This window comes from Nitrospirota bacterium (assembly GCA_016212185.1).
Lineage (GTDB): Bacteria > Nitrospirota > Thermodesulfovibrionia > UBA6902 > DSMQ01 > JACRGX01.
The window spans coordinates 19,511-32,320 of sequence record JACRGX010000002.1 but is presented as its reverse complement, the minus strand read 5'-3'; the positions used below and the strand labels follow the sequence as shown (position 1 = coordinate 32,320).

Sequence of the window (12,810 nt, the reverse complement as noted above, 5' to 3'; positions counted from 1 at the left end):
TAAAAAATAATTTAACCACAGAGGGCACAGGTTATTTTTTATTGCAAAATTATCAATTATCATTTCAAAATGCAAATTTAAAATGCTAAGTTTGTCCCGACAATTCGGGAATAAATTTACAATGAATATGTTCTCGGTGTTTTCTGTGGTTGGATTTATTTTGTTTGAATTATTACTGCCTTAAGGAGGTAAGAAATGGCAGAAAAGAAAAAAGTTCTGGTCGTAGGCGGAGGATTCAGCGGGCTTACCGCGGCGGTTGAAACCGCAGAGGCAGGCTCTGACGTAGTTATCATAGAGAAAACCCCGTTTTTGGGCGGAAGGGTCACGCAATTAAATAAATATTTTCCAAAGCTGTGTCCCCCGAACTGCGGGCTTGAGATTAATTTCAAGAGGATAAAGAACAATGCGGACATTTCTTTTTATACGCTTGCAGAGGTTGAGAAGGTTTGCGGGCAGGAAGGGAATTATGATGTGACTGTAAAACTCAGTCCCCGGTTCATAAACGACAAGTGCGTGGGATGCAATGCCTGCGCCGAGGCTTGTCCTGTTGAAATGCCAAATGAATTCAATTTCGGCATGGATAAGACAAAGGCGGCATACATCACGCACAATCAGGCCTTTCCTTTTAAATATGCAATAGACGGAAAGCACTGCAAGGGTGCGTCATGCGCAAAATGCATTGCTGTGTGCAAGTATGATGCGATAGATTTAAACATGAAGCCTGAAACAATCAGCCTGAAGGTCAGTTCAATTATCCTTGCGGCAGGCTGGAACCCCTATGATGTGTCAAAGCTTGATAATCTCGGAGCGGGAAAGATAAAAAATGTGATAACCAATATGCAGATGGAGCGCCTTGCATCTCCCAACGGCCCGACAGCAGGGAAGATTCTGAGACCCTCTGACGGCAAGGAGGTCAAAAACATTGCATTTGTCCAATGTGCAGGCTCAAGGGATGAAAACCACCTGCCATACTGTTCATATATCTGCTGTATGGCTTCATTAAAGCAGGCGACTTATATCAGGGAGCAGTATCCTGAGTCAAAGGCGCGGATTTTTTACATAGACATAAGAACGCCCGGAAGGTATGAGCAGTTTTACTGGAAGGTCAAGGACGACCCGAATGTAACGCTCACAAAGGGAAAGGTTGCAAAGATTACCGAGGACAGCGCAACAGGAGACGTAAGCGTGGTTGTGGAGGATGTGCTCGCAGGCAGGAAGATTACAGAGAAATATGACATGGTCGTGCTTGCCGCAGGCATGGTGCCTTCAACAAAGGATTCAGCGATACATGCTGATATTTCATACACTGATGATGGTTTTGTGGTGCCGTCTTCACTGAAAAAAGGCATGTATGCGGTTGGAACTTTAAAAAGCCCTGTTGATGTCGCAAAATCAGTTCAGGATGCGACAGGGGTAGCAATGAAAAGCATTCACGTCGCAGGGAGGTCAAAATAGAGATGGAGAAAAAAATCGGCGTTTATATCTGTAAAGGCTGTGGCATCGGAGAATCCGTAAACATAGAAAAGCTGAAGGCCAGGACCTCTGGAAAGGGCAGGGTGCCGGCAGAGGCCGTAAAAGAGCATCAGGTCTTATGCAGTACCGAGGGGCTGGAGCTTATCAAAAATGATATAAAAGAAGGGACCAATACAATTATCATCGGCGCATGCTCCCCACGCGTAAAATATGAAGAGTTTGATTTCCCCGGTACAATAACAGAAAGGGTCAATCTGAGGGAGTTTGTTGCCTGGACTGCCGAACCTATGAGTACGGATGCGCAGAGTCTTGCAGATGATTATATGGTAATGGGCGCAATCAAGGCGCAGAAGGGCGATCTACCTGAGCCCAGCATACTTCAGGATTTGAGCAAGACGATCCTTGTCATCGGCGGCGGCAGTGCGGGACTCTCTGCGGCGATTGAGGCTGCCAATGCAGGTTATCAGGTTGTGCTTGTTGAAAAAGAGGCGGAGCTTGGCGGATGGGCTGCAAAACTTTATAAAGAAACGCCGAGACAGCAGCCGTTTGATAAACTTGAAGAGCCTAAGATTTTTGATAGGATGAAAGAAGTGGAGTCGCACGCCAATATTAAAGTATATAAATCATCAATTATAGAAAAGACAGATGGACAGCCTGGCCTCCTGGATGTAACTATAAGAACCAACGGAACAAGCGAGACAATGAGGGTCGGCGCTGTCATCATGGCTGCGGGATGGAAACCCTATGACGCCTCAAAACTTACTCATCTCGGATACGGCAATCCTAATGTAATTACAAATATTCAGATGGAAGAAATGGCAAAGAAGGGAAAGATAACCCGTCCGTCTGACGGCAAAGAGGCAAAGAAGGTGGCATTTATTCAGTGCGCAGGTTCAAGGGACGCAAACCACCTTCCGTACTGCTCATCATTCTGCTGTGCAGCATCGCTTAAGCAGGCAAAATATGTGAGGGAGAAGAATGACGATGCAATTGCAATGATTTTTTATAAAGATATTAGGACACCGGGGCAGACAGAAATATTTTATAAAAATATGCAGAACGACCCGGGCGTCTTATTGACAAAGGCGGAAGTAACGGGCATAAGCGACGCCGAAAACGGCAACCTTTATGTTGAGGCAGACAATACCCTCCTCGGAGAAAAGATAAAGGTTGAGGCAGACCTTGTGGTTCTTGCAACAGGCGTTGTGCCTGCCACACGCGCCCCTCAGGAATATCTTGACGGACTTACCGAGGCGCAAAAGAAAGGCGATATTGCAAAGAATGCTTATATTGAAACAACGCCCAAGCCCGATTTCATCTTAAATCTCACTTACAGGCAGGGTCCTGAAATCCCGTCGCTTGAAGGCGCATACGGGTTTGCGGATTCCGGTTTTATTTGTTTCCAGTATGAAACGAGAAGGACAGGCATTTATGCGGCAGGGTGCGTAAGACAGCCTATGACTATGGCTGACGCCGCAGAGGATGCGGCAGGCGCGGCATTAAAGGCAATACAGTGCGTTGAGCATGTTGCAAAGGGCATGGCAGTTCATCCGAGGGCATGGGATGTGACATTCCCTGACCCTCTTATGATAAAATGCACGTCATGTAAGAGATGCACTGAGGAGTGTCCTTTCGGCGCAATAGATGAAGATGAAAAAGGCACTCCATTTTTCAGACTCAACCGCTGTCGGCGCTGCGGAACCTGTATGGGAGCATGCCCTGAAAGGATTGTATCGTTCAAGGATTTCAGCGTTGATATAGTCGGTTCAATGATAAAGTCCATAGAAGTGGATGAGGATGAGTTCAGGATTATTGTACTGGCTTGCGAAAATGACGCCTATCCTGCATTAGACAGCGCGGCAATAAAACGCATTAAATTAAATCCGAAGGTAAGGATTATCCCTGTCAGATGCCTCGGTTCAACCAATCTGGTGTGGGTTACCGATGCATTTTCAAAAGGAATTGACGGACTGATGCTTTTAGGCTGTAAGTACGGCGAAAATTATCAGTGCCATTTTGTAAAAGGCAGCGAGCTTGCAAACTACCGCTTCAGCAAGGTTAAGGAGACGCTTGACAAGCTTCAGCTTGAATCCGACAGATGCCAGCTTGTGCAGGTCTCCATATCAGAATACGACAAGCTCCCTGAAATGATAAACACCTTTGTTGAGAGGGTTGAAGAAATTGGTCCCAATCCGTTTAAGGAATTATAAAAAACAGGATTCAAGCGGTCAAGGAGTCAAGGAGTCAAGGATTTTAAAACCGTAATTCGTAATGTGTTATGAATTTTAATCACTTGAACCCACGAATCCTTGAATCATAGAACCCTATTATTGGGAGGTATTAAATGTCATCAGCAACGGTTATAAAGCCTGATCTTGATTTTGTAAAAGGGGTTATTGAAGGCGGCGGAGAGTCCCTGAAAAAATGTTTCCAGTGCGCAACTTGCACGGTTGTGTGCAATGTGACGCCGGATGACAAACCATTTCCCAGAAAAGAAATGGTCTGGGCGCAGTGGGGGCTGAAAGAAAAATTCATCGGCAACCCCGATGTCTGGCTCTGTCATCAGTGCAACGACTGCACCGCATACTGCCCGAGAGGCGCAAAACCCGGAGAGGTTTTAGGCGCAATCAGGAAGCAGGGCATTCAGATGTATTCAAAACCGGCGTTTCTGTCAAAAATGGTTGGTAACAAGAATCTTGTATGGCTTATCTTCCTTCTCCCTGCCGTGCTGCTTGGAGTGATACTTTCAGCAGCGGGAACGTTTAATATACCGGACGGCGAGATTGTATTTTCAAAATTCGCCTCAATCCGCTTTCTTCAGTTTGTCTTTACTCCCGCGCTGCTATTTGGAATTGCTGTCGGCGTTCTCGGCTTGAAAAAGTTCTGGAAAGACATGAAGCAGGCAGGAGGCGTAACATCGGGCGATTTGAAGTCAGGCATAATTGAAACGGCTAAAGAAATTCTGAGCCAGAAAAAATTCAAAGACTGTGTTGTGGACAGGAGCAGATTTTCAGCGCACTTTATGGTGTTTTATAGTTTCATGGCCCTTGCAATTGCTACAGGTTTCGGGGTTCTTTATATTGATATTCTGCATAAGGAGTCTCCTTTCGCATTCGGTTACGGCACGCCTGTTAAAATCTTTGGGCTAATCGGCGCGATAGGGCTTTTTATCGGTGTTTTGCTCATGGTTATTGACAGGTTTAAGCATGTTGATAAATCAGGTATTGGAAGCTATTTTGACTGGCTTCTGCTGACAATAATTGGAGTAATCATGGCCTCCGGTATCCTGTCATGGGCCACAAGACTTGCAGGCATGGCAGGCCTTGCGTATCCGGTTTATTTTATACACCTTGTTTTTGTGTTTTCACTTTTTCTTTATCTTCCATACTCAAAACTTGCCCATATATTTTACAGGGCGGCGGCGATTTGCTATGCAAAATATTCAGGAAGAGAGAAGAAATAGCAAATGAGTAGTTCTTATTATAGTTGTCATTTTCGCTTGCCGGAAATGTCATTCTCCCGATGCTTCGGGATTCGGAATCTTTCTTGGAAAGGATTCTGGACAAGCCAGAATGACAACGAAAAAATAAAAGGATTGCGGACAAGCCGCAAGGACACAAACGGCAAAAAACATTTACATAAATGTAATTTTTTAAATTGAAACCAATAAAAAGGAGGAGCTAAATGAGTACAACTATTCTTTTTGCCTTACTCTGCGGCGCGCTGGGTGTTGTATACGCCCTCGTAACCGCAGCATGGGTATCAAAGCAGGATGCGGGAAGCACCAAGATGCAGGAAATCTCTAATGCAGTCAAAGAGGGCGCATATGCGTTTCTTGCACGTGAGTATAAAACTGTTGCTATGGTTGCCGTTGTTCTGGTGGTGGCCATTGCTGCAATACCGCAGCTCGGCATATGGCCGGCTATCGGTTTCATGATTGGAACGGTAGGTTCGGCGCTTGCGGGCTATGTGGGTATGTGGGTCACTGTCAGGGCAAACGTCCGCACCACACAGGCTGCGAGCAGGGGGCTTCAAGCTGCGCTCGGTCTTGCCTTTAAGGGCGGGTCAGTGACTGGTGTCATGGTCGTTGGTCTTGGGATTATAGGTCTTGCGTGTTTTTATACAATAGCAAAGCAGTCCGCCCCTGAACAGGCCTTCCATGCGCTTGTGGGGCTCGGCTTTGGATGCTCGCTCATGAGCGTGTTCGCCCGTATCGCAGGCGGTATTTATACAAAGGCTGCTGACGTAGGCGCTGACCTTGTCGGAAAAGTTGAAGCAGGAATTCCTGAGGATGACCCGAGAAATCCGGCAGTTATCGCCGACAATGTTGGAGACAACGTAGGCGACTGCGCAGGCATGGCAGCCGACCTTTATGAAACATACACGGTTACGCTCGTTGCAGCAATGCTTCTGGCCAGGACAGTTTTTGGCGCTGACAGCGCATGGGTGGAATTCCCGATGCTCCTTGGCGGAATATCTATAATTGCTTCCATTATAGGGACCTTTGCAGTAAAGCTCGGTAAGAACCAGTATATCATGGGCGCCCTTTATAAGGGTCTTGCAGTTGCAGGCATCCTTGCGGCAGTAACCTTTTATTTTGTTACGGGCAAATTTCTGGAAGGCGCATCCGTGCAGGCTTCATTAGTTGAGCATCCTTCATTTACACAGATGAACGTGTTTCTTATGGCGCTTATCGGCCTCGCATTAACGGGTCTAATCGTGGCCATAACCGAGTACTTCACTGCTAAGGAGTATGGCCCTGTGAAGCACATTGCCAAGGCCAGCCTGACCGGTCACGGCACAAACGTGATAGCAGGCCTTGCGGTCAGCATGAAGTCAACCGGTGCGCCTGTTGTAGTTATTGTTGCCTCAATCTTAGGCGCATATTCTTTAGGCGGTGGATTTGCCGGTGATGCAGCAGGCGGTCTTTTTGCTATTGCCCTGTCAGCAGTATCAATGCTTTCAATGACAGGCATTGTTGTTGCAATTGACTCATACGGACCGATAACGGACAATGCAGGCGGTATTGCAGAAATGTCAGGACTGCCTGAAGAAATCCGTAATATCACAGACCCGTTGGATGCAGTCGGAAACACAACAAAGGCTGTTACAAAGGGTTATGCAATCGGCTCGGCAGGTCTTGCGGCACTGGTCCTTTTTGCAGAGTATTCAAGGTCGTTCAGCGAAGCCCTATCATTTGATCTTTCTAACCCGATGGTTTTGGCAGGTCTTTTCATCGGAGGACTGCTTCCTTATTATTTCGGCTCACTCCTTATGGAGGCCGTTGGAAAGGCAGCAGGCAGCATTGTTGAAGAAGTCAGAAGACAGTTCAGGGAGATTCCCGGCATTATGGAATATAAGGCAAAGCCGGAATACGGCAAGTGCGTTGACATCGTTACAAAAGGCGCTATCAAGCAGATGATGGTTCCTGCTCTTATCCCGGTTGTAGTGCCAATTGCAGTAGGTCTTCTCCTCGGCAGGGAAGCCCTCGGAGGCGTTCTTATCGGAAGTATCTTAACCGGACTCTTCCAGGCGATTGCCATGACAAGCGGCGGCGGCGCATGGGACAATGCCAAGAAATCCTTTGAAGACGGCGTTACCGACGACAAAGGCGTCATGCATAAGAAGGGGAGCGATGGACACAAAGCCTCAGTTACAGGCGATACCGTCGGCGACCCGTACAAAGATACGGCAGGTCCTGCGATTAACCCAATGATTAAGGTCATCAACATCGTAGCTCTGCTGATTGTGCCGTTATTATAAGTAAGACGTAAGAAGTGAGACGTAACGGCCCTGAATTTGATACGGGGCGAAATGAAAACAGAAAATTCTTTCTTCATAAATATAGAGGAAGGATAGGGGCGAGGGGAATCCCCGCCCCACTTATGAAATGATTAAGGGGGCTGTTCCCTTCCGAAGCATCGGGACGGGAACAGCCCCCTTTTTATATCCTTATCCTTGACAATTGTATATAAAAATTATATGATTTGTATATACAAAACAAGGAGGTCTTTATGAAAGCTGCTGTTAAAATGACGTCCATAAGACTTGATACTAAGCTTGCTGATTTTGTTGTTAAGGCTCTTGGCGTAAAAAGCAGGACTGAGGCGGTGCATGTGGCATTAAGAGAGGTTGCAGGGTTGAAAAAATTTAAGGAACTGATGTTAAAACACGGCGGCAAACTGAAGTTTGAAGCTCATGGCAGGTAGGATTATCGTCTTTGACACCTCGGTATTTATAGACCATTTAAGGACCAATAAATACGTTGATCACATTCAAAATGTGACGGGTCTTATAAGAAATTCATCTGTTGTTCTATCCGAATTATCAAGGGGAGCTGTTAGGGAAGAAGAATCGGATTTTGTAGCAATGCTAATAAAAAATCACCCGATACTTACCCCGACAGAGAAGAACTGGCTTGAGTCCGGCGAAATATTGTCAAAGATTTATAAAGATAAAGGGTTTTCTCCAGGGAAACTGAGAGATATTCATTTTGATGTCCTCATAGCGCTTACTGCAAGAAACCACGGAGCCACAGTCATTACTTCAGACAGGGCAGATTATGAGCTAATCAAGGCATATAAAGATTTTTACCTTGAGATTTGGTAGGTGGAAGTTTCAAGGGAGGGATGTGAAAATTCACTTAAACATGATTCAAGGGAGCTGTTCCCTCCCGAAGCATCGGGACGGGACAGCCCCTTTTTAAAATTATTAAGCTGATTATTTTTGAAGGTATTATGATATAATTCTGCTATAAACTTAAAGGAAGATAAGCTGAAATGGCAAGTGAGATTTTATCAAAACTAAAAAATATATTTCTGAATGCCGAAGATGTGGAATTTGCATATCTATTTGGTTCATGTGCCTATGAGAACGCATTCCCCACCAGTGACATAGACATTGCAGTTTATATGTGTAGAGAGACCGCTTTTTTTGACAAGGAGATGGAATTACATGCAGTATTAAGCAGGGCGCTTAAGAGCAACGCTGTGGACCTTGTTTTTCTTAACAGGACAAAAAACATAATCCTTCTTGAAGAGATAGTCAGAAGCGGCAAGATAGTTTGCGACAGAAACCCTCAGCTAAGAGAGACTTTTGAGCTAAATGTTTTGCATAATGCAATGGATTTCAAATACCAAAGAAAGGTTTTTGCAGGGATATGACAGAGCGGCTAAGGGTAAAAATTGAAAAGATAAAGGAATATCATAAAACACTGAAAGACATGGGGCAGGATTGCGAGGAAAAATTTTTAAAGGACATAGTTTACAGAGGCGCGCTTCTGCACTATCTTTACCTCATTGCTGATTCATGCATAACTCTTGCAGAGTTGATCATACGTGACAGAAATTTAAGAACGCCGCAGACTTATCAGGACACAATTGATATTCTTGGGGAAAACAACATAATACCTGCCAGCTTTGCATATGAGTTTGCAAAAATTGCCTCTTTCCGCAATTTTCTTGCCCATGATTATGAAAAAATAGATTATCTTAAAATTTGCAGGGATGCCCTCAGAAATCTTGCTGATATTGAAACGTATATAAAATATATAGAGCAAAATTATCAAGGACGAGGGTAGGGGCAAGGCGAGGCAGAAGAACCACATTTTTAGGCAATGTGAAAATTACCTTGACTTGAATTTTTCTCTGGTATATAGTTTTTGCAAATACATTATTTAAGGAGTTAAACATACATGGGAACGATGCTTGCGGCATTGATTTTGCACAGACAGACAGACAGACAGACAGACAGACAGAATAAACTTAAAAGATAAGAAGTTAAATTTAATAGCTTTATCTATAATATTATTTAATATTAGTGCGTGTTCACTTGCTTATCATCGCCCTGATGTTCCAACTCAATCTGTCTCTGAATACAAGTTTTCCCAGAATCAAAAAGGATTAGCAGTTGCAATTGACCCTTTCTTTGAGGAAGACAGATTAGAAAAATATTTTGGTGTGGATTTACTCCCATTCGGTATTTTACCAGTCCTTGTTGTTATTGAAAATAAGACTAACCAGCGTATTCTAATTCAGAAAGAGAATTTTTTATTATTTACTGCAGATGATTCAACTCTCCTACCAGTGATATCAGGTTCTGATGCATATTTAAAATTAAATAAAGAAATAAAGGAACGAGAAAAACTTGCTAAGACAACTGCAATTATAGGTGGCTATACTATGATTCTTTTTTTTCCTGCTGCTGGTGCAATTGTGGCGTTTGGAGGTAGGGAACCTTTAAGACAAATTTTATCAGGCGAGGTAAATATAGCCAGAAAGCTGCTACTTGAGAAAACCCTTCAATATGGCGGGTTACATCATGGTTTTATCTATTTTTATTTGGGGAATAAGGAGACTCTTATAAAGAATATAAGTAATCTTAAAGCATTGAAAGTTGATGTTAAAACTCTTAGGGCAGAAAATACATTAACTTTTGCATTTGATATGAAAAATATATTTGATAAAGAAAATATAAGGGAAAGAATTGAAAATGCAGAGGAAATTTGGAGCGAGCAGGACAGAATTAAAAATGGAGAATAATCAATACACAAGTAATGTTCTAAGTTGTTTTCTGCTGGTTGGCATACTTATTTTTAGTGGATGTAGCAGTAGTAAAACTCTTAAAGTCGCAGATTTTAATAATGAAACAACTTTCTCAACTAAGATTCCCTTGAAAGCTGGGCTCTATGACAAGGTTTTTCAAAATTGTTCTTGTACTCAGAAATTATTAGCCGGAGGTAATGGTAATATTTTTTCTTTTCAAACCGTTAAAGCGGATATTGGTGAAGGCATGGATAGATGGGCTAATGGGAGTCTTAAACAAATATTTAAAGAGGTAGTAATTATTAATTCATTAAAATCATCAGAGATTAACCAAGAAATAGATGTTTTTATAATTCCCCAAATAATGGATATATGGTGTTTTCCCCAAGGCGAAGTTCTTGTTACTTCCAAGTGGACTGTTGTCAGCCCTGAAGGTAAAATTTTATATATGAATACCTTCAGAAGTGATATCAGAGATTCTGTTATGGACCCCGTGTTTTATAGGGCTATGATGATGCCCTTATTTTTTCCCGTTTCTGGTGTTTTCTTTGGGCCAAGCCGGACAAACGTACTTGAAAAAAGTATGAATCGTGTAGTAAACGACCAATATCAGCAATTTCTTACAGACATTTTATCATATAACTGGTGGGAGAATATTAAATAGGAAGTCTAATTCATCTATGTGGCTTTAGGGAACAAGCACGGCAGATTCATCTGAAGCAATACTGTTTTAAAGCAGTTAAGTTATTTATAGTGCAAGAAACGGGGTCAATCTTGCAAACATGCAAAAAATGAAGGTAGGGATAGCGCCTATTTTTATTGACATTGAATTTATAAATGGACATGGAAATTAAAGATTGATAAGCTGTCTTATCCACCGCCTTGACTTTTTCTTCTATACGTAGTAAATTAGATATAAATACGTGGAGGTGCATATGCCGAAATCTAAACTAACGTTATATATGGATGAAGACATAACCCGGCTTGCGCATAAGACGGCTAAGTTAACGGGGAAATCCGTTTCAGTTATGGTTAAGGAATTTTTTCTCCAGCGGGAGAAAGAGTCGCAGTCTAAAGAAATCTCGCCGTTTGTTTCAAGGTGGATTGGCATGTTAAGGACCAAGAAGTCTTATAAGGCACTCAGAGACGAGCATATCGCATCCCGGCTTAAGAAATATGAAGATACTGATTGATACAAATATAATATTGGATGTTCTGACAAAACGGGAGCCATTTTATATGGATTCGGCAAGGGTGTGGACGCTTGGCAGGGAAGGTGTTATTCAAGGTTGTATTTCAGCAATTTCAGTCAATAACTTTTATTATATTTTAAGCAAACTTAAGGGAGTGAAGGCTGCGGAGCCGTTAATAGACCAGATATTGGAAGATTTTAGAATAATTGCTTTCACAAAGAATATCTTAAAGCAGGCAAGGTCGATCGCCGGCAAGGACTTTGAGGATTTAATTCAATATTTTTCAGCTATTCATGAAGGATGCGAGTGTGTCATTACAAGAAATAACAAAGACTTTCCGTCTGTGGGGATAAAAATAATGACTCCAGCAGAATTCTTAAAGATATTTGTGAAATAGACGAAACAATGCTGTTTTTTCTACCCCATTCACTGATAAGTAAGAAACTTACAGAAGCTGTACGGGTTGGCAATTTTATAATTAATCCGCTTTTGATTCCTGCAGCTCTTTACTTAAAAAAATAAGGAATTTTTTAATCTCACTGATAAATCTTTCCGCAACATTATCAAATTTTTCCGCAAGGTATTTAATCCTGTCGCCTTTAAGCTCAAAACCATAGATATTTCTGAATACATGCCTGAAAGACAGGTATTCGTCAAGTTCAGCGGCAAGTTCCTCGGAAATTACTGCCGGTCTTATATCTTTAATCGGGATAGTCATTCTAACCAGCAGCGACTTATGCCATTTGTCCGAATCTTCATAACTGCCGTTAATGCCGCTCGCTGTTTTTTTAAAGACCCTTTCACAGCAGTTATAAAAATCATGCAGAATGGAACCAATTGAACGCCTGAATGTTATAGAATTTTCAGATTTTATTTTCATCAGTTCCTTCCTGAATTCATTAATATTTTCAAGCTCTTTTTCTATTTCAGAGATGATTTCCCTTAAAATATCTTTATCCAATTTTCAATCCTTTCCGCAAAATTTTTTCCTTAAAGCTGTCCTCAAGATCCTCAAAAGGCTTCAAATCAATTCTATACCTGCTTTCTTTTATTAAAAATGCATGCGCCTTAAAAAAATCCTCCACTTTCAAACCTTTTATTACCATATCAATGTCTGAATGTAATCTGAACTTTCCTGATAAAAGCGAGCCGAAAAGATAAATCGCCTCAAACTTATAGCGCTTGCTTAAAAGGAAAGCGAGCCTTTGCGCCTCTTTCATGGCATTATTTCTTAATATCGTTAGTTTTTTTTCTCTTTCTTTTAAAACGGCCTGAAGAGCCATAAATAGTTACCCGCAAATTGATCTTCCCCGTGGCAAGACCACCGGGAACCTGTATGCCGACAGGCAGGTACGCTCGCTATTCATTAATTTTAAGTCATATAGTAGCAAATTACTACAAAAATTTGTAAAGCAAAAAGCCGGTTGCATAACTGCAACCGGCTTAAAAAAACAAATTCTGACTCTGGATTCCCTTAATATTAGTGTCTTACGCTTATTGTATCCTGTCATTCCTGCGAAGGCAGGAATCCAGAGGAACGGACTGGATTCCCCCGTATCAAGTACGGGGCAGGCTCCGTTAAGCACGGAATGACAGCATAG

At 42.5% G+C, this 12,810-nt stretch carries 14 protein-coding genes; 12 read left to right on the top strand and 2 right to left on the bottom strand.

The annotated features are described in order from the left end of the window. Window positions 1–195: 195 nt before the first annotated feature. From HZA10_00255 to HZA10_00200, 12 genes are all read left to right on the top strand, one after another. The gene (locus HZA10_00255) at window positions 196–1,455 is read left to right on the top strand and encodes a CoB--CoM heterodisulfide reductase iron-sulfur subunit A family protein (GenBank protein ID MBI5194733.1); all 1,260 of its coding nucleotides are present in this window, start codon (window positions 196–198) and stop codon (window positions 1,453–1,455) included. 2 nt (window positions 1,456–1,457) lie between these two features. Beyond that, window positions 1,458–3,683: a hydrogenase iron-sulfur subunit gene (locus HZA10_00250; GenBank protein ID MBI5194732.1), complete on the top strand. Its 2,226-nt coding sequence runs from the start codon at window positions 1,458–1,460 to the stop codon at window positions 3,681–3,683. 134 nt (window positions 3,684–3,817) lie between these two features. Beyond that, window positions 3,818–4,936, top strand: a complete 1,119-nt coding sequence (gene qmoC, locus HZA10_00245; protein MBI5194731.1) for a quinone-interacting membrane-bound oxidoreductase complex subunit QmoC — start codon at window positions 3,818–3,820, stop codon at window positions 4,934–4,936. A 221-nt stretch (window positions 4,937–5,157) separates the two neighbouring features. Further along, window positions 5,158–7,236 (top strand): sodium-translocating pyrophosphatase, encoded by a 2,079-nt coding sequence (locus tag HZA10_00240; protein MBI5194730.1) that lies wholly within the window; start codon window positions 5,158–5,160, stop codon window positions 7,234–7,236. A gap of 251 nt (window positions 7,237–7,487) precedes the next feature. Next, the gene (locus tag HZA10_00235) at window positions 7,488–7,682 is read left to right on the top strand and encodes a type II toxin-antitoxin system VapB family antitoxin (GenBank protein ID MBI5194729.1); all 195 of its coding nucleotides are present in this window, start codon (window positions 7,488–7,490) and stop codon (window positions 7,680–7,682) included. Then, on the top strand, window positions 7,672–8,082 hold the full coding sequence (locus tag HZA10_00230; protein ID MBI5194728.1) for a PIN domain-containing protein: 411 nt from the start codon (window positions 7,672–7,674) through the stop codon (window positions 8,080–8,082). The genes HZA10_00235 and HZA10_00230 overlap by 11 nt, the downstream gene beginning before the upstream one ends. Before the next feature lie 170 nt (window positions 8,083–8,252). Then, entirely contained in the window at window positions 8,253–8,636 is a 384-nt protein-coding gene (locus HZA10_00225; protein MBI5194727.1) for a nucleotidyltransferase domain-containing protein, read from the top strand. Next, on the top strand, window positions 8,633–9,052 hold the full coding sequence (locus tag HZA10_00220; GenBank protein ID MBI5194726.1) for a DUF86 domain-containing protein: 420 nt from the start codon (window positions 8,633–8,635) through the stop codon (window positions 9,050–9,052). Before HZA10_00225 ends, HZA10_00220 begins: the two co-directional genes overlap by 4 nt. 379 nt (window positions 9,053–9,431) lie before the next feature. Beyond that, a complete protein-coding gene (locus HZA10_00215; GenBank protein MBI5194725.1) occupies window positions 9,432–10,013 on the top strand; it encodes a hypothetical protein in 582 nt (193 codons plus the stop codon). Continuing rightward, on the top strand, window positions 10,003–10,680 hold the full coding sequence (locus HZA10_00210) for a hypothetical protein (protein MBI5194724.1): 678 nt from the start codon (window positions 10,003–10,005) through the stop codon (window positions 10,678–10,680). The genes HZA10_00215 and HZA10_00210 overlap by 11 nt, the downstream gene beginning before the upstream one ends. A gap of 271 nt (window positions 10,681–10,951) precedes the next feature. Next, the gene (locus tag HZA10_00205) at window positions 10,952–11,209 is read left to right on the top strand and encodes a hypothetical protein (protein MBI5194723.1); all 258 of its coding nucleotides are present in this window, start codon (window positions 10,952–10,954) and stop codon (window positions 11,207–11,209) included. Beyond that, window positions 11,193–11,606: a PIN domain-containing protein gene (locus HZA10_00200; protein ID MBI5194722.1), complete on the top strand. Its 414-nt coding sequence runs from the start codon at window positions 11,193–11,195 to the stop codon at window positions 11,604–11,606. The genes HZA10_00205 and HZA10_00200 overlap by 17 nt, the downstream gene beginning before the upstream one ends. Window positions 11,607–11,687: 81 nt before the next feature. On the opposite strand, the gene HZA10_00195 is transcribed toward HZA10_00200, so the two are convergent. Together HZA10_00195 and HZA10_00190 are read right to left on the bottom strand one after the other, a co-directional pair. Beyond that, on the bottom strand, window positions 11,688–12,170 hold the full coding sequence (locus HZA10_00195) for a hypothetical protein (GenBank protein ID MBI5194721.1): 483 nt from the start codon (window positions 12,168–12,170) through the stop codon (window positions 11,688–11,690). Then, window positions 12,163–12,492 (bottom strand): nucleotidyltransferase domain-containing protein, encoded by a 330-nt coding sequence (locus HZA10_00190; GenBank protein ID MBI5194720.1) that lies wholly within the window; start codon window positions 12,490–12,492, stop codon window positions 12,163–12,165. The genes HZA10_00195 and HZA10_00190 overlap by 8 nt, the downstream gene beginning before the upstream one ends. Window positions 12,493–12,810: the final 318 nt, after the last annotated feature.

Bases quoted from the DNA above. Each gene is read 5' to 3' on its own strand.
- HZA10_00255 (MBI5194733.1), top strand. From the start codon at position 196: ATGGCAGAAAAGAAAAAAGTTCTGGTCGTAGGCGGAGGATTCAGCGGG.
- HZA10_00250 (MBI5194732.1), top strand. From the start codon at position 1,458: ATGGAGAAAAAAATCGGCGTTTATATCTGTAAAGGCTGTGGCATCGGA.
- qmoC (MBI5194731.1), top strand. From the start codon at position 3,818: ATGTCATCAGCAACGGTTATAAAGCCTGATCTTGATTTTGTAAAAGGG.
- HZA10_00240 (MBI5194730.1), top strand. From the start codon at position 5,158: ATGAGTACAACTATTCTTTTTGCCTTACTCTGCGGCGCGCTGGGTGTT.
- HZA10_00235 (MBI5194729.1), top strand. From the start codon at position 7,488: ATGAAAGCTGCTGTTAAAATGACGTCCATAAGACTTGATACTAAGCTT.
- HZA10_00230 (MBI5194728.1), top strand. From the start codon at position 7,672: ATGGCAGGTAGGATTATCGTCTTTGACACCTCGGTATTTATAGACCAT.
- HZA10_00225 (MBI5194727.1), top strand. From the start codon at position 8,253: ATGGCAAGTGAGATTTTATCAAAACTAAAAAATATATTTCTGAATGCC.
- HZA10_00220 (MBI5194726.1), top strand. From the start codon at position 8,633: ATGACAGAGCGGCTAAGGGTAAAAATTGAAAAGATAAAGGAATATCAT.
- HZA10_00210 (MBI5194724.1), top strand. From the start codon at position 10,003: ATGGAGAATAATCAATACACAAGTAATGTTCTAAGTTGTTTTCTGCTG.
- HZA10_00205 (MBI5194723.1), top strand. From the start codon at position 10,952: ATGCCGAAATCTAAACTAACGTTATATATGGATGAAGACATAACCCGG.
- HZA10_00200 (MBI5194722.1), top strand. From the start codon at position 11,193: ATGAAGATACTGATTGATACAAATATAATATTGGATGTTCTGACAAAA.
- HZA10_00190 (MBI5194720.1), bottom strand. From the start codon at position 12,492: ATGGCTCTTCAGGCCGTTTTAAAAGAAAGAGAAAAAAAACTAACGATA.